At 41.1% G+C, this 24,509-nt stretch carries 20 protein-coding genes and 1 pseudogene; 10 read left to right on the top strand and 11 right to left on the bottom strand.

Annotated features, from left to right (window positions below; all coding sequences use genetic code 11):
• The first annotated feature begins 14 nt into the window (after positions 1 to 14).
• The 3 genes from C6H66_RS01850 (at position 15) to C6H66_RS01840 (ending at position 3,582) form a co-directional block, all read left to right on the top strand.
• Positions 15 to 296: a DUF1145 family protein gene (locus C6H66_RS01850; protein WP_040149246.1), complete on the top strand. Its 282-nt coding sequence runs from the start codon at positions 15 to 17 to the stop codon at positions 294 to 296.
• A gap of 235 nt (positions 297 to 531) precedes the next feature.
• Positions 532 to 1,158, top strand: a complete 627-nt coding sequence (locus C6H66_RS01845; protein WP_046396023.1) for a lysoplasmalogenase — start codon at positions 532 to 534, stop codon at positions 1,156 to 1,158.
• 144 nt (positions 1,159 to 1,302) lie between these two features.
• Positions 1,303 to 3,582, top strand: coding sequence for a zinc/cadmium/mercury/lead-transporting ATPase (locus tag C6H66_RS01840; RefSeq protein ID WP_105394652.1), 2,280 nt, complete (start codon positions 1,303 to 1,305; stop codon positions 3,580 to 3,582).
• A gap of 149 nt (positions 3,583 to 3,731) precedes the next feature.
• Here C6H66_RS01840 and tusA read toward each other — a convergent pair whose 3' ends face one another.
• Entirely contained in the window at positions 3,732 to 3,986 is a 255-nt protein-coding gene (gene tusA / locus C6H66_RS01835) for a sulfurtransferase TusA (RefSeq protein ID WP_105394651.1), read from the bottom strand.
• A 187-nt stretch (positions 3,987 to 4,173) separates the two neighbouring features.
• Here tusA and C6H66_RS01830 point away from each other — a divergent pair, with 187 nt between their 5' ends.
• Positions 4,174 to 4,848: a 7-cyano-7-deazaguanine/7-aminomethyl-7-deazaguanine transporter gene (locus C6H66_RS01830; protein ID WP_046396021.1), complete on the top strand. Its 675-nt coding sequence runs from the start codon at positions 4,174 to 4,176 to the stop codon at positions 4,846 to 4,848.
• Positions 4,849 to 4,932: 84 nt separating this feature from the next.
• On the opposite strand, the gene fucR is transcribed toward C6H66_RS01830, so the two are convergent.
• The 4 genes from fucR to fucP form a co-directional block, all read right to left on the bottom strand.
• On the bottom strand, positions 4,933 to 5,634 hold the full coding sequence (gene fucR / locus C6H66_RS01825; protein ID WP_105394650.1) for an L-fucose operon activator: 702 nt from the start codon (positions 5,632 to 5,634) through the stop codon (positions 4,933 to 4,935).
• Between the two features lie 220 nt (positions 5,635 to 5,854).
• Positions 5,855 to 7,294, bottom strand: a complete 1,440-nt coding sequence (gene fucK, locus C6H66_RS01820) for an L-fuculokinase (protein ID WP_046396019.1) — start codon at positions 7,292 to 7,294, stop codon at positions 5,855 to 5,857.
• Positions 7,295 to 7,345: 51 nt separating this feature from the next.
• Positions 7,346 to 9,124: an L-fucose isomerase gene (fucI, locus tag C6H66_RS01815; RefSeq protein ID WP_105394649.1), complete on the bottom strand. Its 1,779-nt coding sequence runs from the start codon at positions 9,122 to 9,124 to the stop codon at positions 7,346 to 7,348.
• 26 nt (positions 9,125 to 9,150) lie between these two features.
• Entirely contained in the window at positions 9,151 to 10,473 is a 1,323-nt protein-coding gene (gene fucP / locus C6H66_RS01810) for an L-fucose:H+ symporter permease (protein WP_105394648.1), read from the bottom strand.
• 535 nt (positions 10,474 to 11,008) lie between these two features.
• On the opposite strand from fucP, the gene fucA reads away from it, so the two are divergent.
• Together fucA and C6H66_RS01800 are read left to right on the top strand one after the other, a co-directional pair.
• Entirely contained in the window at positions 11,009 to 11,659 is a 651-nt protein-coding gene (fucA, locus tag C6H66_RS01805; RefSeq protein WP_105394647.1) for an L-fuculose-phosphate aldolase, read from the top strand.
• A 325-nt stretch (positions 11,660 to 11,984) separates the two neighbouring features.
• Entirely contained in the window at positions 11,985 to 13,085 is a 1,101-nt protein-coding gene (locus tag C6H66_RS01800) for a glycerol dehydrogenase (RefSeq protein WP_105394646.1), read from the top strand.
• A 224-nt stretch (positions 13,086 to 13,309) separates the two neighbouring features.
• Here C6H66_RS01800 and C6H66_RS01795 read toward each other — a convergent pair whose 3' ends face one another.
• Positions 13,310 to 13,741 carry a DUF29 domain-containing protein gene (locus tag C6H66_RS01795; RefSeq protein WP_105394645.1) on the bottom strand — a complete coding sequence of 144 codons (432 nt, stop codon included), beginning with the start codon at positions 13,739 to 13,741 and terminating at the stop codon, positions 13,310 to 13,312.
• Positions 13,742 to 13,932: 191 nt separating this feature from the next.
• Positions 13,933 to 14,365 (bottom strand): annotated as a pseudogene (locus tag C6H66_RS01790) (DUF29 domain-containing protein).
• A gap of 510 nt (positions 14,366 to 14,875) precedes the next feature.
• Between C6H66_RS01790 and glpT the strand changes: the two are divergent.
• Both glpT and glpQ read left to right on the top strand, forming a co-directional pair.
• Positions 14,876 to 16,228, top strand: a complete 1,353-nt coding sequence (gene glpT, locus C6H66_RS01785) for a glycerol-3-phosphate transporter (protein WP_105394644.1) — start codon at positions 14,876 to 14,878, stop codon at positions 16,226 to 16,228.
• Positions 16,229 to 16,409: 181 nt separating this feature from the next.
• Entirely contained in the window at positions 16,410 to 17,486 is a 1,077-nt protein-coding gene (gene glpQ, locus C6H66_RS01780; RefSeq protein ID WP_105394643.1) for a glycerophosphodiester phosphodiesterase, read from the top strand.
• A gap of 49 nt (positions 17,487 to 17,535) precedes the next feature.
• Here the strand turns inward: glpQ and epmA are convergent, their stop codons facing one another.
• From epmA to C6H66_RS01760, 4 genes are all read right to left on the bottom strand, one after another.
• Complete coding sequence (epmA, locus tag C6H66_RS01775) at positions 17,536 to 18,513, bottom strand: elongation factor P--(R)-beta-lysine ligase (RefSeq protein ID WP_040154578.1); 978 nt, start codon at positions 18,511 to 18,513, stop codon at positions 17,536 to 17,538.
• 237 nt (positions 18,514 to 18,750) lie between these two features.
• Complete coding sequence (locus C6H66_RS01770; protein WP_040154579.1) at positions 18,751 to 19,164, bottom strand: fascin domain-containing protein; 414 nt, start codon at positions 19,162 to 19,164, stop codon at positions 18,751 to 18,753.
• A 552-nt stretch (positions 19,165 to 19,716) separates the two neighbouring features.
• The gene (locus C6H66_RS01765) at positions 19,717 to 20,130 is read right to left on the bottom strand and encodes a fascin domain-containing protein (RefSeq protein WP_046397498.1); all 414 of its coding nucleotides are present in this window, start codon (positions 20,128 to 20,130) and stop codon (positions 19,717 to 19,719) included.
• 584 nt (positions 20,131 to 20,714) lie between these two features.
• Positions 20,715 to 21,128: a fascin domain-containing protein gene (locus C6H66_RS01760; protein ID WP_105394642.1), complete on the bottom strand. Its 414-nt coding sequence runs from the start codon at positions 21,126 to 21,128 to the stop codon at positions 20,715 to 20,717.
• An 844-nt stretch (positions 21,129 to 21,972) separates the two neighbouring features.
• Between C6H66_RS01760 and frdA the strand changes: the two genes are divergently transcribed.
• Positions 21,973 to 23,769 carry a fumarate reductase (quinol) flavoprotein subunit gene (gene frdA, locus C6H66_RS01750; RefSeq protein WP_105394640.1) on the top strand — a complete coding sequence of 599 codons (1,797 nt, stop codon included), beginning with the start codon at positions 21,973 to 21,975 and terminating at the stop codon, positions 23,767 to 23,769.
• Positions 23,762 to 24,496 carry a succinate dehydrogenase/fumarate reductase iron-sulfur subunit gene (locus C6H66_RS01745; protein ID WP_036776056.1) on the top strand — a complete coding sequence of 245 codons (735 nt, stop codon included), beginning with the start codon at positions 23,762 to 23,764 and terminating at the stop codon, positions 24,494 to 24,496. Before frdA ends, C6H66_RS01745 begins: the two co-directional genes overlap by 8 nt.
• Positions 24,497 to 24,509 lie beyond the last annotated feature (13 nt).

Genomic DNA, 24,509 nt, shown 5'->3' with positions numbered 1-24,509 from the left:
TTGGAGTAACACTGATGTTTATTCAATTAGGCAAACTGTTAATGATCTGCGTTTGGGGATTTCTGATCTTTAACCTGATCCATCCATTTCCAAAACCATTGAAGTATTTCATGGATGTCGCCATGATTTTCATGGTGGTTATGCATGCATTTCAAATGCTGCTTCTGAAATCCAGTCAGCCAAAAGAGCAAAAACTCTCTAGCCTGATGCAAACTAAAATCTTCTTTTTTGGTGTCTTTGAGCTACTGTCAATGCAGAAAAAACAACGGAAAGAGAAAAGTCATCACCTCAAATAGTGGACACGCACCCTAGTACCCGGAAAGTATATACAATTATGTGAGGAATGATTTATTTCATTCCCCTTTCCGGTATGAGTCCAAAAACTGTCGCCATCTGTCTCAAACAGATAAACCATTTTTTAATTCACTGCCTATTTCCGCACAGATACTTAAACCAATAACCATTATTTCAGTATATATTTTAATAGTAAGAGAGCAGACCCCTTATCCATCACTTATTTAAGGAACGAAGATGAGCTGGCCATTTATCGCAGTATTTTTCTCTGGTTGGTTGTATGTTGACGCAGCTTACCGTGGTCCAAACTGGCAAAGGTGGCTATTTAGGCCAATCACTTTACTATTGTTGTTATTGTGGGCATGGCAAGCACCTGAGCTGCATATTTCAGGTTATTTAATCTGTCTTGGGTTATTGACTGCTTTAATATCAGATGCCCTGCGCATGCTCCCCAGTAAGTATTCACTATTCTCTCTAAGCACATTATTCCTCTGTTATCTGCTCTACACGATAAGCTTTGTATCACAGATGAATTTCAGTTTCTTCTTCCCGTTGCCATTAATTTTGCTGGTTCTAGGTTCCATTATTCTGCTGGTTATTTGGAATAAACTGGAGGAAATGCGCTGGCTGGTTGTCGCCTCTGTCGTTATGCTCCTGATAATGGTGTGGATGGCAGGTGAGCAATACTTCTCCCTTAATACAGCGTATGGTTTCTCTCTGTTAGCAGGCACTATCTTGTTGTTACTGTCACACAGTTTCTGGTTGATTAACCATTACCGGTTCCAATTCAAATCTTCTAAGGCGATTGTGGCAACCTGTTATTTTATCGGCCATTTTCTAATTATTCGTTCCCTTTATCTTTAAGAGAAAAATTATATTGAAAATGAACAGCCGTACTCAGTCGCGCAATTTACCCATTTATTTTCTTTTTTTGTTTGACTCTAGAGTAGGCTCCAAAGTGTAGAGTTTAATTATTATCTTTGAGTTAACTCTGTTCAGGGGGAGTCCATGTACTCAAATTCAAACAAAAATAGTGCTCATCAACATAACCACCAGCATGGAAGCTGCTGTGCGACTACCACTTGTTCAGATCAGGCTAAACAAGTTAGTGAGCATTTACATAATCATGAACCTGGTAAGGCTTGCTCACATAAGCATAGCCCTTCCCATGATACACAAGAGACACAAGCACCTGAGCTTTTGGCAAGCCAACGTTTCAGTTGGGTGGTCAATGGTATGGATTGTCCGAGCTGCGCCCGCAAAATTGAAACTGCGGTCAGCAAAATTCCAGAAGTGAAACAAGCCAAGGTTCTATTCGCCACAGAAAAACTAGTCGTGGATGCGGACACAGATATCCGTTTGGCAGTTATTCAAGCCGTTAATCAGGCTGGATTTGCTCTACGCAATTCCGATTCAAGTCAGAAAGCAGCAAAAAGCAGCCGCTGGAAAGAATTTGCCCCGATCATCACTCTTTCACTGATGATGCTGATAAGTTGGGGAATCTCTCACATCAACCCCTCATTTGGCCGTATTGCCTTTATTATTACCACCGTGATTGGATTGGCGCCTATTGTCACCAAAGCCTGGCAGCTCATACGATCAGGCACGCCATTCGCCATTGAAACATTGATGAGTGTCGCCGCCATCGGTGCGCTGTTTATCGACGCCACCGCTGAAGCGGCAATGGTATTGCTGCTGTTTATGCTTGGTGAAATGTTGGAAGCTTATGCTGCCGGCCGTGCTCGTCGAGGAGTTAGTGCATTGATGGCATTAGTGCCCGAAGAAGCACTACTGATAAAAAATGGTGAGAAAAGAACCGTCCCAGTTTCAGACCTCCGTCCTGGCGATATTATTGAGATTGCTCCAGGCGGACGTTTACCCACTGACGCAGAATTACTCAATTCATTCGCCAGCTTTGATGAAAGTGCGCTGACAGGCGAATCTATTCCGGTTGAACGAACGCAGGGAGAAAAAGTTCCGGCAGGTTGTTTGTCCGTGGATCGCGCCGTCCAAATGAAAGTGCTGTCCGAACAGGGCAATAATGCCATTGACCGTATTCTGCAACTGATTGAAGAAGCCGAAGAACGCCGCGCACCGATTGAGCGCTTCATTGACCGTTTTAGTCGAATTTACACTCCGCTGATTATGCTGTTCTCCGCGTTGGTTATCATTATTCCACCTACTGTATTCAGCCAGCCTTGGGAAACATGGATCTACCGTGGTCTGACTTTGCTACTGATCGGTTGCCCTTGTGCTTTGGTAATTTCCACACCCGCCGCGATTACCTCCGCCCTTGCCGCAGCAACCCGCCGAGGCGCCTTGATTAAAGGCGGTGCGGCGCTGGAACAACTGGGACTAATCACCACAATCGCTTTTGATAAAACCGGTACGCTGACCGCCGGTAAACCACAAGTCACAGATGTACAACCAGCAGAAAACATCAGCGAATCTCAGTTATTAACTTTGGCTTCCGCAGTAGAAAGTGGCTCCCACCACCCACTGGCTAAAGCCATTTTGCAATACGCAGAAAGTAAAAAGGTTAATATTACCGAAGCTGAACAGCGTAAAGCGTTGGCGGGGGTTGGTGTTGAAGGTCAGTTAGACGGTAAACGTATTCTCGTCAGTGCCCCCGGAAAACTGCCAGAAAACACGTTATCTGATCATTGGAAACAAAAAATTGTTCAGTTAGAAGATTGCGGTAAAACCGTTGTCGCCGTAATGCATGATGAACAATTTACTGGCCTTATCGCGATGCAAGATACGTTACGTCAAGATGCAATTGATGCCATCCGTTTACTGAAAGATCAAGGGATTAAATCAGTGATGTTAACGGGGGATAACCCACGTGCAGCAACGGCAATTGCAGGTCAGTTAGGAATAGATTTCCGCGCTGGGCTAATGCCGGAAGATAAAGTCAAAGCAGTCATTGCATTGAATAAAGATCACAACACAATGATGGTCGGCGACGGCATCAATGACGCACCCGCAATGAAAGCTTCCAGTATCGGTGTAGCGATGGGAAGCGGTACCGATGTCGCTCTGGAAACCGCAGATGCAGCATTGACTCACAACCGTCTGACAGGTTTGTCGGAAATCATCACCCTTTCCCGCGCAACGCACAATAATATCCGCCAAAACATTACTATTGCCCTAGGGCTAAAAGGGATCTTCCTTGTCACCAGCCTATTAGGTATCACAGGCTTATGGATGGCAGTATTGGCGGATTCTGGCGCAACCGCTCTTGTGACGGCAAACGCGGTAAGGTTATTGAGGATTAAGCTGAAATAAATGAAAATCTCCTAGTTGCTAAGGATATGAGTCTTATTTCTGATTCATATCCTGTGCTATAGCAAGATAAATTCAGTGGTGAAAGCTCATTGACGTTCGAAAGCATGGTAAAAAGCAAAAGCGTTCATTTCTCAACCTGGCTGTTATATTCAGAGTTGACACTCTTTTTTCCGCACCAGATAGCGATAAGGCATTTGTTCCGTTTCTTGCGCAACCAATTGGTGCTCCATAAAACGGCAGAAACTGGGAATATCACGCGTAGTTGCCGGATCATCAGCAAGAATTAATAACATCTGCCCTGCTTCCATATGACGCACGGTTTTCCGCACCATCATTACCGGTTCAGGACAACGAAGCCCTTGTGTATCAAGGGTCTTGTCTGGATTAGTAAACACATCGGGCATAACTTATCTCTACAATTTCAGGCAATCTATAAAAGCGGATTATATTATAAAAAAGCTAGCAAAAATTAACTTTACATACAGGCATTTTGAATTTGTGTACAACCGACGTATCATGTGAAGCGCCGTTAGTTAAAACGGCAGATATTTGATTGGGTTCCCTCACCCCATGTTCCAAAAAGGTACAATAATGTTTTTATCAACTACGATTACACAACAGCGTGCTACCGTTTTAATTTGGCTTTCGCTATTTCATATTCTAATTATTACTTCCAGTAATTATCTGGTACAGCTCCCCGTCTCTATTTTCGGTTTTCATACCACCTGGGGAGCCTTTACTTTTCCATTTATTTTTCTTGCAACTGATTTGACGGTTCGTATCTACGGCGCACCACTGGCAAGGAGAATCATTACCACCGTTATGATCCCCGCATTGCTGATCTCTTATATGATTTCTGCCCTATTTTTCCAAGGCGTGTGGCAAGAGTTTACCGCGCTGCTTGAATTCAATCTGTTTGTTGCCCGTATTGCTTGCGCCAGCTTTATGGCTTACTTCCTCGGGCAGATACTGGATGTATACGTCTTCAATCGTCTACGCCAGAGACGTAATTGGTGGGTCGCTCCCGCAGCGGCGATGTTCTTCGGCAACTTACTTGATACCCTTGCCTTTTTCTCGATTGCATTCTATCGCAGTACCGATGCTTTCATGGCTGCTAACTGGATCGAGATTGGGTTAGTCGATTACTGCTTTAAGCTATTAATCTGCTTACTCTTTTTCCTACCCGCTTACGGCATTTTATTGAACCTGATCCTCAAATATTTCTTTAACTACCAAACTAATAGTACCTATATTCAAGTGAGCTGATTTTTATACGCCCGACAAATACCTGTCTCTTAATCAGATCGCTTGATTAAGAGATTGGACAAAGCAATAACCTGCCGCCCTGCCCTAATAATTCGATATTATGTCAGTGATATTACTACGATTTCCTATTCTAATTTCGCTTTTTCGGTTAATTTTACTCTTATCAATTAACAAAACTGATTGTAATGCTCGTTTTATAAGAATCTCTTTAAATTCCGCATTATCAATATTCGAATCCCATAAATCACCATTTGCATCAATGCCATCACAGGAAAAAATAAATAGATCGATCTCTAGATTTTTCAATTGTGTAATAAGTGATGAACTAATATAACAAGCATATTTACGATGCAGCACTCCCCCTGAACTGATTAATTGAATATTTTTCTTCTTTGATAATTCATGACAAATACGAATGCTATTGGTAAAAATAGTAATATTAATATCAGGAAGTTGCTTTGCCAGATACCAACATGTTGAACTTGCATCAAGTGCGATTATCATTCCTTCGTTTATCCAAGTCACAGCTTGTTGAGCAATAAGCGATTTACTCGAAAAATGGCTTTTAACCCGCATGTTAAAAGAGTCACCATTATCCTGTGTTTCCCTGTTTAAGCTTTTTGCTCTTCCATGCAGACGAAGAAGATAACCATGCTCTTGAAGAAATCGCAGATCCCGACGTATTGTCTCTTTACTCACTTGTAAAACTACGGAAAGTTCAGTAGTTGTTAATGATTCATGGTGATGAAGAAGATCCATGATTTTTTGATGACGTTCATTTCTCATAAAGGAATCCCTTTGATATTGGGACAGAATAGGATGATTCTGCCCAATATCAGCATTAGAAAACCACGCCTTGTTTAGCAATATATTTCCACATTTAGTCGTTTTCTCTGTGACGATGATAGCAAAAACGTTACCATTTCCTACTTTAACCGACATGTTTAAAAGAGATGGAGAGAAGAAATAAATAGGACAATTGTCTTTAACGGAAGATTACCTATTCCTATATAAAACTTTTAGCTAATAAGTTATAAGCCTCTTGGTGCTCACTAGGTGTATACAGTGCATAGCGATAAGAAAACTGCTCACGAGCCTTTTCTGACGATTCATAGCAACCGATACCAAACCAGGCAAAGAAAGAAGCGCCTAATACCGTCGTCTCGGATTCATTAACGACTTTTATGGGTAGGTTTAAAATATCTGCTTTTATTTGATTCCAAAGATAATTTCGGCTACCGCCGCCCACTAATATCAACTCCTTAGTATGAAATCCACTTATCTTTTCCAAAAGAGATAGGTTTTGTTTTAATTGATATCCTAACGCTTCTAATGCGGCACGATAAAAATGACGTCGTTCAGTATTTAACGTTATTCCGCACCATCCCGCCTCGGAGGTTAATAAACGACAATTCATTCTTAAGTTATTAGCGCCGGGAGGAACAGATAAAGCTTCATGGATCATTTGAAGATAAGCATCCGAAGGGGAAATACCTTGCCAAAAAAGCTGTCTGATCCATTCAAGTATTCCAGAAGCCAACCATTGTAATCCTGGATTAAAGATCCCTTTTCTTGCGTCTAATTCACATGTAGAGCCAGTATAATAAGGTAAAATATGAGTATTCACATGAGGGGTGCGTACCATCAGAATTTCCCAGGTGCCGGAAGATAAAACAGGTTGATTCAAACCCGCACCTGAGCCAAATAAAGCAAATTGCGTATCATGTCCAGAAGAAATAACTGGAATTCCCGCAGGCAAGTGAAATTCTTTAGCTATTTCTGATGTCAAAGTACCAATTTGTTCGCCGACAGCAATGAGTTCAGGAAATAAAGTCTCTGAAATAGAAATCGCATCTAAAATTTCCCCACTAAACTGCTCCTTATGAATATTTAGCAACTGACTGGTCCCAGCCATCGTTCTATCAGTTGACATCACTCCTGTTAATCGATAATTGATTAAAGAAGAAATAAATAACCATGCATGGGCTTTGTCAAAAAGAGTAGAATGATTTTCCTTTAACCAAATTAATTTATAAAGCGTATTAAAATTAAATTGCCCGACACCGGATATCGTTTGCAATTTCTCAGCGGAGAAGTAACGCTCAATATTTTCAACAATAGGGATTGTTCGTGGACACTTCCAACTAATTATTGGATAAAGTAGGCTACCCTGTGCGTCGACCAGTGTTCCATCAACACCAAAAGTCGTCACCGTTATTGCGCGTATCTTATAACTTGATAATTGAGGGATAATCACACGACAACAGCCTGCCAACCGTTCTAAAATGGCATCCAGCGACCATATGTGCCAGTGAAGATTGGCGTTATCAGGCTCACTAGTATTCGGTGTTGACTCCTTTGCAATCACATTACCCTGAGAGTCAACCGCAATAGCCCGCACATTGGTGGCCCCACAATCCAAAACTAAAACGATATCTTGAATCATACGCTCTCCTGTCTGGAATAGAGGCGGCACAATTCGTACCGCCAACAGCCACTATTTCTTATAGAGAGGCCCATAGTTTTTACAGGCTCGGTAATCTGAACCCTCTGGCTCCATACCGTGCGCACTCCATGCAGAAGGACGATAAATGGCTTTCTCATCCACGTTATGCATACAAACAGGAATCCTAAGCATAGAAGCTAATGTAATGAAATCGGCGCCAACATGACCAATAGAAAGCACACCATGATTAGCTCCCCAATTCGCCATAACGGAGTACACATCCTTAAAGGCGCCTCTACCGGTTAAACGCGGAACAAACCAAGTTGTCGGCCAGGTTTCATTTGTCCGCTTATCCAGAACGTCATGGATATCTTTAGGCAACTCCGCACTCCAACCCTCAGCGATTTGCAGGACTGGGCCAAGACCTTTAATAATATTGACACGACTCAGGGTGAAAGGAACGCCGCCTTTTGTTAAGAATTTGGAGGAGAAGCCACCCCCTCTGAAATATTCATGAAGCGCCGGGCGCCATTGCGTTGCAGCCAGACAAGCATCCACTTCCTCTCTGGTAATTTCCCAGTGAGGCTTCATCGTAGGATAGCCTTGAGCGTCTTTTTGGCAACAAGTCCCATCCAGTGTTGCAGAGCCTGAATTAATCAGATGAATCACCCCATTTTCAGCCTGTCCCGTGAGTTTTTTGCCCGTAACACGCTCGACAGATTCTGGAGACCAGAAAGTTCGAACATCAGCAAAAATCTGTGCCGTCCCTGTTAGCATATGGCCAAATAACATCGCAACGCCATTTAGACTGTCATTCTCAGTTGCGACCGTAAAGGGCTGACGGATGCCGTTCCAGTCAAATGAACTATTCAAAATCGCTTCCGCAGTATCGCCATTGGGGTATTGATCTGTCCAATGACGTTGCCCCTGAAAACCCGCCACAATCGCGTTGTAGCCGAGTGCTTCTTCACCATACCCTTTTTCTTTCAGTTTTGGGTTTCCCTGCATCATGTCGCGAATGCAAATAGCCATGAGTAAACTTTCGCGAAGAACTTGACGACGACTTTCTGGTGAACGGTGATATTGTTTAGCATTCAGATCTTCACCATATTGGAAATAGTTATCTGCCCAAGATAAAGCAATCTCAAGTTCCTCTTCATCATATATTTGCTGATCAATACGACGGCGTAATTCTGTCATATCAACAAATTGGACTTTCATACCAAGCCAAGATTCAAAAAAATCATGATCAACAATTGAACCTGCGATGCCCATTGATGCACCGCCAATAGAAAGGTAAGTTTTTCCTTTCATACTAGCAACAGCTAATCCGGCACGAGCAAATCGTAGCAATTTTTCTTTGACATCATCAGGAATACGAGTGTCATCAGCATCTTGAACTTCATGTCCGTATATAGAAAAAGCGGGGATACCTTTTTGCGAGTGGGCGGCTAAGGCTGCCGCAAGGTAAACGGCACCTGGACGTTCAGTCCCATTAAATCCCCAAATCGCTTTTGGTCTTGTTGGCTCCATATCTAATGTTTCACTGCCATAGCACCAACACGGTGTGACGGTAATTGTCAAACCAATATTTAATCCACTAAATTTTTCATCACAAGCTGCGGATTCAGCAAGACCAGCAATACATGTGTCTGCAATAACGCATTCAACAGGGGTACCGCAAGCATGGTAAATATGTCCAGTCAATAAATTAGCTGTCGCTTTTGCCATATTCAGGGTTTGCTCTTCGAGTGATTCACGCACTCCCATACGACGGCCATCAATTACTGGGCGAATACCAATCTTGGGTAAGTTCATATTCTTTTTCATGCACTTTCCTCATATAAATAAAATTATTATTTGCTCTTTGAATTAAATGGATTACCGGGTAACGCATTCGCGCGGAATTTTGCGAAAATAAAGATCACAGCAAAACAGAAAGCAGGTACAAGTTCAGCCGTTGGAATGTGGCCCACCGCATCACTGACAAATCCCATAATAGGCGTCACAATGCCGCCGCCAACAATCGTCATTACAATGAGTGAAGAGCCATATTTGGTATCCTGACCTAATCCTTTAATTCCTAATGAAAAGATGGTTGGGTATTGAATAGACATAAACATGCTACAAATGGTCAATGCAATTAAGCCGATGTATCCCCCCACCAACGCGGAAATAATGCAAAGGATCATGGATATCAAGGCATAACAAGCTAATACTTTTTCTGGCGCAAATCGCTTAACTAACCAAGTACCCGTCGATCGACCAATAAAGAAAAACACCATTGTCGCGGTCAGATAATTGGCGGCATACCCCGGAGTCATACTTGGAATTTCATCAACAGCATAACGAATCAGGTAACTCCAGCAAGCTGTCTGCGCACCGACATAGCAAAATTGCGCTAACACTGCCCAGCGCCAATGCTTGACTTTAATCAGGCGACCTAAAGACTCAAAGAATGAGCTGCTATTATCATGCGTATCACTTTGTATCACTGGGAATTTAGTAAATAAAATCAAAAATGCAATCATTAAAACAGCAGCAGCGATAATCATATAAGGGGACTGTACCGCTAAGACGAGACTGTGATTATAAGTATCAAGTTGTTCAACAGTCATTTTATCAAGTATTTCTTGGGGGAAATGAGGGACATCAGATAAAATTAAACTTTGCCCAAAAATAACGGCGACAATTGCCCCAAACGAGTTAAATGTTTGTGCCAGATTAATACGAAAATGTCCGGTTTTTTCAGGCCCTAATACTGTGACGAAAGGGTTAGCCGCTGTTTCCAAGCACCCTAACCCCGCAGCGATAATAAACAGCCCCACCAAGAATAGTGTATAACTCATCGCTTCTGCGGCAGGCCAAAAAAGGGCAGCACCAACAGCATAAAATAATAATCCAGTAATTATCCCTGCTTTATAATTTAACTTATTCATTAATATGCCAGCAGGAATAGGAATAATAAAATAACCAAAATAAAATGCCGATTGAATTAATCCTGCTTGGAAATTTGTTAAGACAAAAGCTTTTTGAAATTGAGGCAACAATATATCATTTAAGTTATTTGCCACAGCCCATAAAAAAAACAGAGAACATAAAAGAGTAAAAGGGATTAAATAACCTCTATTTTTTTTATTATCCCGCATTATACTTGATTGCATCGATATATTATCCATAGCTCCCTCATCTATCGCAGTTGATACTGTAAGTCTTCCAGAATCCAGAATCCAGAATCCAGAATCCAGAATCCAGAATCCAGAATCCAGAATCCAGAATCCAGAATCCAGAATAACCCATATTTTCAGTCATCTATAAGATAATAAAATGATCCTAATCACACTTATTTATTCATGCCGTTAAATTGTGAACCTAATCACTGAAATAAATCTATTATACATGCCCGTTTGTGTCTTTTTTATTTAATTCGGTCATAAAAATGACCGGATAATCTTTTTTATAAAAAAACGGTCAATAAAACCAAAAAATGACCGTTTGAGTTAAAAATGAAAAATACGGAATATAAAAACAAATAGAGATATATTTAAAACCCAAAAAGTGATAAAAACATTTGAGCTTAATCACAAAAATTGATCCAAATATTTATTTGAAAACAACAAAGTATTACAACAAAAACAAATAGCAAACTTCATTTATCTATTTTTCATTGACTAGCATAAAAGCATACTTCTAATTTAAACAAGGTAAATAATCATGAAAAGAAGTACATTATCTCGTGAAATTATTAATACATGCTTAGAAATGACGCGATTAGGATTAAATCAAGGCACAGCGGGTAATGTCAGTGTCCGCTATAATAATGGCATGTTAATTACGCCAACAGGAATCCCTTATGAACAATTGATTGAAACACATATTGTTTATGTAGATGAAAACGGTCAACATGAGGATAATAAGATCCCCTCAAGTGAATGGCGTTTTCATCAGGCGGTCTATCATGCCAGACCCGATGCCAATGCCGTTGTCCATAATCATGCAATTCATTGCACAGCAGTTTCTATTTTAAATAAGCCAATCCCGGCCATTCATTACATGATTGCAGCAGCGGGAGGAGATTCAATTCCCTGTGTACCTTATGCAACATTTGGCACCAAACAACTCTCTGACTATGTATTTAATGGTTTTAAAAACAGAAAAGCCATTCTATTACAGCATCATGGGATGATTGTTTGCGAGGTTAATCTACAAAAAGCATTGTGGCTCGCGCATGAAGTTGAAGTGCTCGCTCATCTATATTTACAGACCCTGGCGATCCAAAATCCAGTTCCTATTCTGAGCCGGGAGGAAATAGCAATTGTGCTTGAGAAATTTAAGACATATGGCTTAAAAATTGAAAAAAATTGAAAAAATAGGACCATTTTGTCAGGCAGTCATTATGGCGCTAACTTCACCAAACTCAGCCAGGCCCAATGGAGAAGAAGGGCCTGTTCCAGTGCAAAGATCCGGGCATAGATCAAAAAAACACACATTTCCTACTATAAAACGGGTATAACAACTTTATTTATCCATAACCAACCATTAATTTTTATAGATGGTGTTAGCCTGTTAAGTAATTTAAGTACTTTTTTCACCCGAAGACAGTTTACCGGCTTGTCACATTTTGTTCCCTGTTCGTTAGGAAAATTGATGCGACAAACAGATATTGAGTTTCCACAAAAGGAATATTCTTATGTTGAAAATTATTCAATCCCCCTCCAAATATATTCAGGGACCTGATGCCCTGCTCCATATTGGTAAATACACAAAAACTATCGCCGACCACGTTTTGGTTATCATTGGTAACTCCGCAATGAAATTGGTGGGAGATACCGTTCATAACAGCCTGGAACAGCATGAAATTACTCGCCATTTTGAAGTTTTTGGCGGTGAATGTAGCCGGAATGAGATTAAACGCCTGTCTGACATTCTTAAAAAACATGAATGCCAAGCCGTTATTGGCATCGGTGGCGGCAAAGTACAAGATACTGCAAAAGCGGTTGCTTACGAATCCAGATTACCTGTTCTGATTGCTCCCACTATTGCTTCCACTAACGCCCCAACTAGCGCACTCTCTGTTATTTACAGTGATGATGGCAAATATGAAGACTATCAGTTTTTCCCAACAAACCCAGATATTGTCCTAGTCGATACCAGCCTTATCGCTAAAGCCCCAACCCGTTTTCTGATTGCCGGAATTGGCGACGCGCTGGCAACTTACTTCGAAGCCCGCGTTTGTGGAGCCAGCCATAAACCGCGAATGACAGATGGCGGGATATCCCGTATCGCAATAGCCCTTTCCCATCTCTGTTACGAAACTTTGTTAGAAGAGGGCTATAAAGCAAAGCTGGCTGTTGAAGCCGGCGTCAGCACACCGGCGGTGGAAAATGTTATCGAAGCTATTACTTACTTAAGCGGCCTGGGCTTTGAAAATACAGGTTTAGCCGCCGCTCATTCCATACACAATGGCTTTACCGTATTAGAAGAATGCCACCACATGTACCACGGTGAAAAAGTCGCCTTCGGGATATTAGTTCAACTAATACTGGAAAATAGCCCAAATGAAGAATTAGACACTTTCCTTGATTTCTGTGTACAGATGGGACTACCGGTTACTCTGGATCAACTTGGGGTAAAAGATGGTGAAAGACTGAAAGAAAAAGTGATGGCAGTAGCGAAAGCAAGTTGTGCCGAGGAAGAAACCATTCACAACCTGCCTTTTGAAGTGACACCGGAAAAAGTGTACGCCGCTATTATGGCTGCTGACCGGATGGGACGCGACTGGCTGTATTAAGTTTAACAAGAGCGGGCAAATTGTCCGCTTTTATTCTTTTTCGAACCACTAAAGTTCGGAAATAAAAAAGGATAATTTTAGCTAATACAATGAGTATCCACTGAAAAGCAAATAATTTCTATTAATACTGCTTACAGTGAAATGAAAATTAATCAACTGAGTTGTTGAGTAGTGAGAAAACGCACCGTTCAAAATCAGTGCGTCAGGAAACAAATTTATCGAGTCTATTCAGGCCAAAAGTTCTCATCCATTATTTGCTCAAACGTCCAAGGACAAGTTTCAGGAAATATATTCCGATTAATTAACGTTTCTTTTTCTGCCAATCGACGGGCAGTCGTGTAGGCTTTTTCCAAATGCTCATCCAACTTATTTTTCAAACTGGGAGACTCTTGCAAACAGTCAATTGCCTTATCACGCTGTTCTTCAATGGTCAGTTCCCAACTTCTCCCTCTGCGATCTGCCTGATATCTCCATTTCAGTAAGTGTGCGAGTAAAATTTCCAACCGGAATCGTAATTCTCTGCGCTCGCTTCGCCCCATAGCCTCAATTTCCTCAAGAAGATTCTCCGTATCCAACTGGCTCAAATCACCGGAACGAAGCAAACCAGCTTGCTCCTGAGTCCAACCATAAAAATCGCTGTCATAACGTGTCGTCATGGTTCCTCCACTTGTATATCAGCTATGCAACTGTATAAATTATGAGCCTGACAGATTATTGGCATACCGTAAAAACAGTACATTTATCATCAAAATCGATTAGCGCCCCATTCACCATAAAGGTACAACACAGTATTGCAGCTTAAAGCCGGTGGTTTGACCTTTCATTTGGAAAAACAAATTTATCGAGTCTATTCAGGCCAAAAATTCTCATCCATTATTTGCTCAAATGTCCAAGGACAAGTTTCAGGAAATACGCTACGCCTAATATTAGTTTCCCTCTCCGCTGCAATAATGGCATCACCATAAGCATCAGAGGAAATTTCGCTAAGTTCTGACTTTAAGCTGGGATTTTTTTTTAAGACGACGGGCTATTTTTCTTCTCTGCTCTTCAATCGTAAGCTTCCAGCTCCGACCTTGCCGTTCAGATTGGAATTGCCATTTTAGGAGGTGAAGAAACAGTACCTCAAGACGAGATTCCAGCTCGTTTCTTTGGCTATTTCCCATACTTTCTATTTCCTCCGAAAGGTTTTCCCTATCCAATTGACTCAAGTTACCGGAACGAAGCAAACCTGCCTGCTCCCGAGTCCAACCATAAAAATCGCTGTCATAACGTGTCGTCATGGGTTCCTCCACTGGGTATATCAGCTATACAACTGTATAAATTATGAGTCTGGCAGATTATAGGCATACCGTCAAAACAGTATGTTTATCGTTAAAATCGATTAGCAGCCCATTCAACATAAATTGAGAAAGACCCTTCACTTGGTAAGACCACATGAAGTAACAAATACGAATAAAAAGGTGCATAAAAACTATGGTTTTTGTTTGATAAAGAACAAAAACGAACCAAAAACGCTCACCAACAATTAAATAAAGCTCGTTATTGTGACAGTAGTCACGATTTCATTGGTAAAGTACATTTTAAAAAGTTAACAAATCACTCAGAATTGTCGCCGGGGCAGAACAACTTTAACAACTGAGGGTTGTTTCACAGATAGGTTGGGTTATTTCGACTATCATAATTTTCGTTATGGAAAATAACCACTTACAAAACCTTTCATTTTCCCATCCGGTGGCATTAGTCAACCGGCGAGCTATTTATATAACTAGAAATGCCATCGGAGGCAAAATATGTTAAGTATTTTCAAGCCGGCGCCTCATAAGCCCCGGCTGTCAACAGAACAGATAGATCCCGTCTATCGTCGCTTGCGCTGGCAAATTTTTATGGGGATTTTCTTTGGCTACGCGGCTTATTATTTGGTAAGGAAAAATTTTGCTCTGGCAATGCCTTATCTGGTTGAGCAGGGTTTCTCCAAAGGTGAGCTCGGTTTTGCGCTATCAGGGATCTCTATCGCATATGGTTTCTCCAAATTCATCATGGGCTCCGTATCCGACCGTTCCAACCCACGATTCTTCTTACCCGCAGGTCTACTCCTCGCAGCGGCTGTTATGCTGTTTATGGGTTTCGTACCCTGGGCAACTTCCAGCATCACTACCATGTTCATACTGCTGTTCCTATGTGGCTGGTTCCAGGGTATGGGTTGGCCTCCTTGTGGTCGTACTATGGTGCACTGGTGGTCACAGAAAGAGCGTGGCGGTATCGTTTCTATCTGGAACTGCGCGCACAATGTTGGCGGAGGCTTACCGCCATTGCTATTCCTGTTAGGTATGGCATGGTTCAATGACTGGAAAGCCGCACTTTACATGCCAGCTTTCGCCGCCATTCTTGTTGCATTAATTGCGTTCGCGCTAATGCGTGACACACCACAATCCTGTGGCTTGCCACCAATCGAAGAGTATAAAAACGACTATCCCTCTGATTATACAGAGAAAGATGAAAAAGAATTAACAGCTAAACAGATTTTCATGCAGTACGTGTTACCGAACAAACTGCTGTGGATGGTTGCTATGGCTAACGTATTTGTTTATCTGCTACGTTACGGCATTCTTGATTGGTCGCCAACTTATCTGCGTGAAGCCAAGCATTTCGCACTGGATAAATCTTCATGGGCTTATTTCCTGTACGAATATGCCGGTATCCCAGGCACGCTACTATGTGGTTGGATGTCAGACAAAATATTTAAAGGTAACCGTGGTGCAACAGGTGTGTTCTTTATGACGCTGGTTACGATTGCAACTATCGTATTCTGGCTGAACCCACCAGGTAACCCAACGGTAGATATGGCTTGTATGTTGACTATTGGTTTCCTTATCTACGGCCCGGTGATGCTGATTGGTCTGCATGCCCTTGAGCTGGCTCCCAAGAAAGCCGCCGGTACAGCCGCCGGCTTCACCGGCTTATTTGGTTACTTAGGTGGCTCTGTTGCTGCAAGCGCTATCATCGGCTACACCGTTGACTTTTTCGGTTGGGACAGCGGCTTTATGGTAATGATTGGTGGCAGTATTTTGTCCGTTATTCTATTGCTAATCGTTACGATTACCGAAAAAAAACATAAACAGGAAATAGCCCAACAACATGGTTAACCTCTGTCATTAAACTGTGATATATCACTGATAATATTAATTAAGCCGCAGCATTTATATGTTGCGGCTTTTTTCAGCATCTAAACTAAGCTAAGAGATTATGTCAGTCAGTGTCTAACACAATCAAGCGCACAGTTTAATGAGATAGATTTCATCTCATAACTAAAACGGAGAAACACACATGCAAACTCCAATCAAAACAATAATAACAGGTATTATTTTAGCCTCATCTATGTCAGGCATCACCCAAGCGGCAGACAAGATTGTTATCGCCCATCGAGGCGCAAGTGGATATCTTCCTGAACACACTCTACCGGCCAAAGCGATGGCTTATGCCGAAGGTGCTGATTATCTGGAACAAGATCTGGTCATGACTAAAGATGATGAACTGATAGTCTTACATGACCATTACCTTGATCGCGTCACTGACGTTGCCAGCAAATTCCCCGGCCGTACTCGTCAAGACGGACGCTACTATGCCATCGACTTTACCTTGTCTGAAATAAAATCATTAAAATTCACAGAAGGCTTCGATATTAAAAACGACCGACAAATACAAAATTTCTCCAACCGTTTCCCAATGTGGAAGTCTGATTTCCGAATCCACACTTTTCAAGAAGAGATTGAGTTTGTTCAGGGATTGAATAAATCTACCGGAAAAAACATCGGCATTTATCCTGAAATCAAGGCACCTTGGTTCCATCAACAAGAGGGTAAAGATATTTCCACTAAGGTGCTGACAGTGCTAAAAGAGTATGGTTACACCAAGAAAAGCGACAAAGTTTACCTTCAATGTTTTGATGTCAACGAACTTAAACGCATCAAAAACGAACTGGAACCCAAGTTAGGCATGGATCTGAAGCTAATTCAACTTATCGCCTACACCGACTGGAATGAAACCTATGAAAAGCAACCAGACGGCACATGGACAAATTACAACTATGACTGGATGTTCAAACCAGGCGCTATGCAAAAAGTGGCAAAATATGCTGATGGCATTGGCCCTGATTATCATATGATTGTGTCTGAGGATTCCACCCCAACCAATATTAAGTTAACCGGTATGGTGAAAGAGGCTCACGCTAATAATATGAAAATCCATCCATATACGATTCGGGTTGATCAACTACCTAAATACGCCGCCAGCGGCGATCAACTTTTCGATATCATATATAACCAAGCGGGCGTAGATGGTGTATTCACCGATTTTCCTGACTTAGGTGTGAAATTCCTGCAAAAACAGCATCAACATAAATAAGATGCAAACAGGGCGCTTCAATCTGCGCCCTGTTCCTATCGCTTAATAATTACGCCTTAGTTATCGAAAAAGCCATAACATCACTGAGCTTTTCAGCCCGCAAAGCCAACATCACCAAACGATCGACACCAAGCGCCACGCCTGCACACTCCGGCATCCCTTGTTTCAGGGCGCCAACTAAGTTTTCATCAATCGGTCTAACAGGTAAACCCAACTCTGCACGTTTACGGTTGTCCTGTTCAAAACGCTGATGCTGCTCATGACTATCAGTTAATTCACGGAAGCCATTCGCCAATTCAACGCCTTTAAAATAGACTTCAAAACGCTCTGCCACCCGATGATCTTCTTTGCTAATTTCCGCCAGAGAAGCCTGAGAAGCTGGAAAATGGTAGATAAAAGTTGGCTTTTCAGTACCAATATGCGGTTCAACGCCAACAGCAAACAAAAGTTGCAATAAAGTATCCCGATCTTCTTCTACATCAGCAATATTACTCAGATCCAACTTGGCCGCGACTTCACGCAACTTTTCTTTCTCTGCTGATAGCGGATCAATATCCAGATAACGTAGGAAAGCTTGTTGATAAGAGAGTGATTCTGCATTTTCACAGTCAAGGATCTGTTGAAGTAAATCATCAACTTCATTCATCAAACGATACATATCATAGTGAGGACGATACCATTCCAGCATGGTAAATTCAGGATTATGGTAACGACCCGCCTCTTCATTACGGAAGCAGCGACTAAGCTGATAAATTGGGCCACTTCCTGCTGCCAACAGGCGCTTCATGTGATATTCAGGGCTTGTCATCAGATAAAGAGTCATACCATCCGCAGCACCTGGACCAACAAACTCCGTCTGAAAAGGAAACAATTGAATATCAGTCACTGTAAACTGACCCATCGCAGGCGTTTCAACTTCCAATACCCCACGATCTGCGAAAAAGCGCCGTATTTCTGCTAAAATAGTCGCTCGTTTCAACAAGTTGGCGATAGGTGCACTTGGCTGCCAGTTTGCTGTTTCGCTCATGTAAATGACTCCAAAATAAAACCAAACGTGCAGTCTACCTGCATCACACATATCAGACAAATTATTACCGTCTGATCATCCCAGAACAACTTAGTCTGTCTTGCATCAAGACTATCGCAGATTGACTACTGTCGGATATATTATTATCTATCTGCCTAAATATTACCGTCAGATAAAAATAAAATAGCGATCGATTTTTCCTGATACAACAAAGCCAATACCAGACAAAATCACCATTTACTCTAACAGAGTTATCAATTTAAAATGGCAAAATACATCTATATGGGTTTTATCCGGCTTAATATAATTAATACCTTTTATGCTGATCCTACTCAGATATTTTCCATTATCTGCCTTTAGTGTTATCAAATTATAGCCGACATCTTCTACAGTAAACGTAGAATAAACATCAATACTAAATTTTGCTGCTTCAATATAATTACCACCAGGCCGAACAACCCGACTTAAATAAAGCCCATTGTCCGCCCGAAGTGCCATTGTATAAGCATCAAATAGCTTCACTACATATCGGGAAGAAGCACCCATAGTATATCTTCCGGCCTGGATGTAATTAACCTTTCCTTGACTGAATCGACTCAAATAGAGTCCATTATCTGCCTGCAATGCGATAGTGTGCTCTGATAATGCCATCATACCCTCCGTTTAAATATATACCCGTCATCTTTCAAGTTGCCTCTTTGTTGGCTGCACTCACTCACCCCAGTCACATAGTTACCTATGCTCCCGGGGATTCGCTCCCTTGCCGTCGCGATGCATCTTGAAATCCATAGGGTATAACTAATTACTTTATAGAATACCATTTAAACTTCATATCGACTCTCTATGCCCATAGGAAATAAAATTCCCTTGTTGAATATATACTACTGCCGTTAAACAATAAAATATATCCTCTCTTTATTATGGACGATATAGCCAATTATTACTTATAATTATTAAATAACCAGGGGAAATTATTATATTTAAATTAAAATATTATAAGGAAACTGAAAAATAATTTAAGATGATAATTATAATATAACCAGCAATACGAAAAATACATTATCAATCAAATTATTATGAAATATAATTAATATTTCATCTGGTATGTAAGTGACTACTCCTATTGTTTTAACAGTAAAACAATAGTGGTCAGATAAAACTGACCACCATAATAAGACGCCAGAAAAGATCAAAATTGTCCAATCACAGTTTTATAACTTTAAACTGGCAATATATATCTAAGTCGTATTTATCCGGTTTAATATAGTTAAAAATACCACCAGAATTGCTCCGGCTCAGATATTTTCTATTATCCGCACACAAAGCTATAACATTATCGTCGATATATTCCAAAATAAAAGTAGAATAAACATCAATGTCTGATTTTGTCGCTACTATATAATCGCTACCAGCCAGAGAGATCCGACTTAAATAGAGGCCATTGCTTGCACAAAGGGCTATCTTATTAGAGCTAAGTTGTGTTACAGAATATTTGGTGTAAATATCAATAATAGATTTATTAGCTTCAATAAAGTCAAATCTTACTCCTCGATCAATTCGACTTAAATAGCATCCATTATCTGCTTGTAATGCAATAGGGCTACTTGATAATCCCATAACATTCTCCTGTTTATACCCGTCATCTTTCTAGTTGCCTCTTTGTTGGCTGCACTCACTCACCCCAGTCACATAGTTATCTATGCTCCCGGGGATTCGCTCCCTTGCCGCCGCGATGCATCTTGAAATCCATAGGGTATAGATATATTTAGTTTATTTCGGTCAACTATATTATTTATAGCGCATTAATTTAAGCATCACATTTTACTATTCCTGTAAATATCAGATATTTTCAATGAATATATACAACCAATATGATTATTAAATACCAAAATATATTTTGGTATCTATTTTGAACAATATAACCATTTAAGATTTAATTACAATATTCATTAACCATAAATAATTTTCACATTTAAATTATAAAATCACAAACTATAAATAAAATAAAAAATTATTTTAAATCATCAATTGCAATATTATAAACAACCTTAAATCCCATTATTATCCAATTATCTTGAATTAAGTAACAGATTTTTATATGATATATTAAATAGCCAATATTATTAATGCAAAAATAAGACAAAATGATAGTGGCCAGTTTTATCTGTCCACCATAAAAAAACTCAAATAAAGATCATTACTTATGCAATTAATGTAGTCACTTTAAAGCGGCAATACACGTCTAAATTAACTTTATCCGGCTTAATGTAATCAACACCATTCTGAGTGATTCGACTTAAATATTTCCCGTTATCCGCGCGTAGAGCAATCACATTACATCCGACATCCTCTACTGTAAACGTAGAATAAACATCAATACTCGATTTCGCCGCTTCAATATAATCACCACCAGTTCGAGTAATCCGGCTCAAATAAAGCCCATTATCAGCAAGAAGCGCTATCTTATTAGTACCAAGCTGTATTAATTTATATCTTGAGTATATATCAATGGCAGATTTAACAGCTTCAATATACTGAACCCCCGCCTGATCTACTCGACTCAGGTAGAGATTATTATCTGCTTGTAATGCAATAGTGATATTTGGCAATCCCATAATACTCCCTCATTTAAATATATTTTAATTACTAAATTAAATTGTATTCAGCATGACAAGACTATTTAAATATCAGTTATCACTATACCCGTTATCTTTCAAGTTGCCTCTTTGTTGGCTGCACTCACTCACCCCGGTCACATAGTTATCTATGCTCCCGGGGATTCGCTCCCTTGCCGCCGCGATGCATCTTGAAATCCATAGGGTATATACCTGTGAAAATAAACTCCCATTAATAAACATAGATCAAAATAATAAACTTGCAAGCCATATCTATATATTTATTCCGAATGATAGATTGTTCAAAGCTCAAACATTACATTCATTTATTAAACAAATGGAAATAATTTTCACATTTAAATTAAACGGCCATAAATTATAAATAAAACAAAATAAAACAATATTTAAAATTATTAATTGCAACATTATAAAAAATAAAATTCACAAACCCTATTGAATTTAAGTAATTTTTGGCACTAGCAAAAAACAACAGAAAAATAAAATTCATATTGTATAGCCTCAATGCTCAGTTCCATTATGAGTTATCTATTCTCCTCAAATAATAACACTATCGATCAATGCCAAATAAAGTAACTAATCCTTGGCCCAGATCAAGTTTTAGTGAGCAAATCCAACAAAATACCCTTTCATATCAAATTTATCTCACTTGGAAATCGCTATACTTAATCCAATACAAATAGTGATAAATAGCTGTCCTTAATCGTTAAAGCACAGGATTTTACCTACAGAATCTTGCTATATAAGAAGCAATAACAACAACATTTAGGAAAGTTACGCCGATTTTGCTTACTAATTAATTTCACTTAAACAATGGAGAAGCACAGTGCAAATCTTTAATGCCGATCTCGCTATTATCGGAGCCGGAGGCGCTGGTCTACGTGCCGCAATTGCCGCCGCTGAAGCTAATCCTCAAATGAAGATTGCTCTAATCTCAAAAGTTTACCCAATGCGTAGCCACACTGTAGCAGCAGAAGGTGGATCAGCCGCAGTCACCCAAGCTCACGACTCCTATGACTTCCATTTCAACGACACAGTATCCGGTGGCGACTGGTTATGTGAGCAAGATGTTGTTGAATATTTCGTCGAACATTGCCCGATAGAAATGATCCAGCTAGAGCAGTGGGGCTGCCCGTGGAGTCGTAAAGAAGATGGTTCCGTCAACGTGCGTCGTTTTGGTGGTATGAAAATAGAGCGTACTTGGTTCGCTGCCGATAAAACTGGCTTCCACATGCTGCATACGCTATTCCAAACTTCTCTTAAGTACCCTCAAATCCAACGCTTCGATGAACATTTTGTCCTCGATATTCTGGTGGACGAAGGGCAAGCACGCGGTCTGGTTGCACTAAATATGATGGAAGGCGCTAAAATTCAGATAAGAGCCAATGCCGTCATTATGGCAACCGGTGGTGCAGGACGTGTATACCGTTACAATACCAACGGCGGTATCGTGACCGGTGATGGTATGGGCATGGCATTCCGTCATGGCGTACCACTGCGTGATATGGAGTTTGTTCAATATCATCCAACCGGTTTGCCAGGCTCAGGTATCCTAATGACAGAAGGTTGTCGCGGTGAAGGCGGAATTCTGGTCAACAAAGATGGCTACCGCTATTTACAAGATTATGGCCTCGGCCCTGAGACTCCATTAGGCAAACCTGAAAACAAATATATGGAACTAGGCCCCCGTGACAAAGTTTCTCAAGCTTTTTGGCATGAACGGCGTGCCGGTCGTACTATTTCAACTCCACGTGGCGATGTGGTTTATCTTGATCTCCGCCATTTGGGAGAGAAGAAATTGCTTGAACGCTTGCCCTTCATCTGTGAACTGGCAAAAGCGTATGTCGGCGTTGATCCCGTTAAAGAACCCATTCCGGTCCGACCTACGGCACATTACACAATGGGCGGTATCGAAACTGACCAGAAATGTGAAACTCGCATTAAAGGGTTGTTCGCTGTCGGTGAATGTTCTTCTGTCGGCCTGCATGGCGCAAACCGCCTTGGTTCCAATTCTCTGGCTGAATTGGTGGTCTTTGGCCGTCTGGCCGGTGAAGAAGCGGTTAAACATGTTCAACAAACCAAACCCGTTAATGACCGCCCATTAGACGCCCAGGCACGTGATGTAGTCGCACGTTTGAACAACTTACTGAAACAGGAAGGGACGGAAAGTTGGTCGAAAATCCGTGATGAAATGGGTATCTCGATGGAAGAAGGCTGCGGTATCTATCGCACCCCTAAACTCATGTTAAAAACGATCGATAAGATTGCCGAATTAAAAGATCGCTTCAAACGAGTGAAAATCACCGACAACACCAATGTGTTCAACACGGATCTACTGTACACCATTGAGCTTGGCTTTGGCTTGGATGTGGCTGAATGTATGATTCACTCTGCGATAAACCGTAAAGAGTCCCGTGGCGCTCATCAACGTCTGGATAAAAGTTGTACCGAACGTGATGATGAAAACTTCCTAAAACATACACTTGCTTTCTATAACTCTGGAGATGTCCCTCACCTAGAATACAGCGATGTGAAAATCACCAAATCCACACCCGCAAAACGTGTATATGGCGGTGAAGCCGCAGCACAAGAGAAAAAATATAAGGAGCAGGAGAATGGTTGATATGAACACCCTGAGAGTGGAGGTCATGCGCTATAACCCAGAAAGTGACCATAAACCCCATTTTATAGCCTATGAAATTCCTTATGATGAGCAAACTTCTCTACTTGATGCCCTAGGTTACATTAAAGACAATCTCGCTCCCGACCTCTCTTACCGCTGGTCTTGCCGTATGGCTATCTGTGGCTCTTGCGGCATGATGGTTAACCGCGTGCCGAAGCTGGCCTGTAAAACCTTCCTGCGTGATTATCCTCAAGGGATGAGAGTTGAAGCGCTAGCTAACTTCCCTATTGAGCGTGACCTGGTAGTGGATATGACCCACTTCATTGAAAGCCTGGAAGCTATCAAACCATACATCATCGGGAATGACCGTAAACCTATTGAAGGACCAAATATTCAAACTCCAGCACAGATGGCGAAATATCATCAATTTTCCGGCTGTATTAACTGTGGCTTATGTTATGCCGCTTGCCCTCAGTTTGGTCTAAATCCTGAATTTATCGGCCCGGCTGCAATCACGCTAGCTCATCGTTACAACCTCGACAACCGCGACCACGGTAAGAAGAAGCGTATGCCCCAACTTAACAGCCAGAATGGGGTATGGAGCTGTACATTCGTTGGTTACTGTTCTGAGGTCTGTCCGAAACATGTCGATCCAGCCGCGGCTATCCAACAAGGCAAGATCGAAAGCGCGAAAGATTTCATGATCGCCATGCTAAAACCACAATAAGGGGGAGGAAGAG

It is taken from the genome of Photorhabdus hindustanensis (assembly GCF_002968995.1).
Lineage (GTDB): Bacteria > Pseudomonadota > Gammaproteobacteria > Enterobacterales > Enterobacteriaceae > Photorhabdus > Photorhabdus akhurstii.
This window is presented reverse-complemented; position numbering and strand designations above follow the sequence as displayed.

Coding starts and splice junctions, on each gene's coding strand:
- C6H66_RS01850 (WP_040149246.1), top strand. CDS start 15: ATGTTTATTCAATTAGGCAAACTGTTAATGATCTGCGTTTGGGGATTT.
- C6H66_RS01845 (WP_046396023.1), top strand. CDS start 532: ATGAGCTGGCCATTTATCGCAGTATTTTTCTCTGGTTGGTTGTATGTT.
- C6H66_RS01840 (WP_105394652.1), top strand. CDS start 1,303: ATGTACTCAAATTCAAACAAAAATAGTGCTCATCAACATAACCACCAG.
- tusA (WP_105394651.1), bottom strand. CDS start 3,986: ATGCCCGATGTGTTTACTAATCCAGACAAGACCCTTGATACACAAGGG.
- C6H66_RS01830 (WP_046396021.1), top strand. CDS start 4,174: ATGTTTTTATCAACTACGATTACACAACAGCGTGCTACCGTTTTAATT.
- fucR (WP_105394650.1), bottom strand. CDS start 5,634: ATGAGAAATGAACGTCATCAAAAAATCATGGATCTTCTTCATCACCAT.
- fucK (WP_046396019.1), bottom strand. CDS start 7,294: ATGATTCAAGATATCGTTTTAGTTTTGGATTGTGGGGCCACCAATGTG.
- fucI (WP_105394649.1), bottom strand. CDS start 9,124: ATGAAAAAGAATATGAACTTACCCAAGATTGGTATTCGCCCAGTAATT.
- fucP (WP_105394648.1), bottom strand. CDS start 10,473: ATGGATAATATATCGATGCAATCAAGTATAATGCGGGATAATAAAAAA.
- fucA (WP_105394647.1), top strand. CDS start 11,009: ATGAAAAGAAGTACATTATCTCGTGAAATTATTAATACATGCTTAGAA.
- C6H66_RS01800 (WP_105394646.1), top strand. CDS start 11,985: ATGTTGAAAATTATTCAATCCCCCTCCAAATATATTCAGGGACCTGAT.
- C6H66_RS01795 (WP_105394645.1), bottom strand. CDS start 13,741: ATGACGACACGTTATGACAGCGATTTTTATGGTTGGACTCAGGAGCAA.
- glpT (WP_105394644.1), top strand. CDS start 14,876: ATGTTAAGTATTTTCAAGCCGGCGCCTCATAAGCCCCGGCTGTCAACA.
- glpQ (WP_105394643.1), top strand. CDS start 16,410: ATGCAAACTCCAATCAAAACAATAATAACAGGTATTATTTTAGCCTCA.
- epmA (WP_040154578.1), bottom strand. CDS start 18,513: ATGAGCGAAACAGCAAACTGGCAGCCAAGTGCACCTATCGCCAACTTG.
- C6H66_RS01770 (WP_040154579.1), bottom strand. CDS start 19,164: ATGGCATTATCAGAGCACACTATCGCATTGCAGGCAGATAATGGACTC.
- C6H66_RS01765 (WP_046397498.1), bottom strand. CDS start 20,130: ATGGGATTATCAAGTAGCCCTATTGCATTACAAGCAGATAATGGATGC.
- C6H66_RS01760 (WP_105394642.1), bottom strand. CDS start 21,128: ATGGGATTGCCAAATATCACTATTGCATTACAAGCAGATAATAATCTC.
- C6H66_RS01745 (WP_036776056.1), top strand. CDS start 23,762: ATGGTTGATATGAACACCCTGAGAGTGGAGGTCATGCGCTATAACCCA.